Source organism: Streptomyces sp. SID13726 (assembly GCF_010548375.1).
Classification (GTDB): domain Bacteria; phylum Actinomycetota; class Actinomycetes; order Streptomycetales; family Streptomycetaceae; genus Streptomyces.
In genome coordinates, this window is the sequence record NZ_JAAGLY010000375.1 from 1 (window position 1) to 463 (window position 463).

The following is a 463-nucleotide window of genomic DNA, read 5'->3' on the forward strand; positions in this document are numbered from 1 at the left end:
AAGCACCGGAAGCACCGCAAGCCGGAACCGGGACCAAGGCCGGTTCCGCCGCGCCCGTGCCGGCCGCCGGCAGCCGCTCCGCGTACGCCGCGATGCTCCGCGACCGGAAGTACCTGCTCTACCTGGGCGCCATCCTGCTCGGCTCGCTCACCTACGCCCAGGGTCACATCGCCCTGCCGCTGCAGCTCGCCGCGGACGACTACCCGACCAGCTTCTACAGCACCGTCCTCACGGTGTCCTCCGTCGTGCTGATCACCTGCGAGCTCAAGATCACCGCGTACCTCAGCAGGCTGCCCAAGCACGTGCGGGTGATCACCGGCCACCTGGTGGAGGCCGTCGGCCTCGCCGTCTACGGACTGTCCTCGCGGTCCGGCGCGTTCACCATCGCCGGAGCGGTCCTGGTCGTCTTCGGGATCATGATCGCCGCACCGAGCATGTTCGCCCATCCGGCGACCTTCCCCGC

Annotated in this window: 1 pseudogene; it reads left to right on the forward strand. The window is 69.8% G+C overall.

The window, feature by feature from the left end:
- Window positions 1–56: 56 nt before the first annotated feature.
- A pseudogene (locus G3I78_RS48150) lies at window positions 57–463 on the forward strand (MFS transporter); the annotation flags it as partial.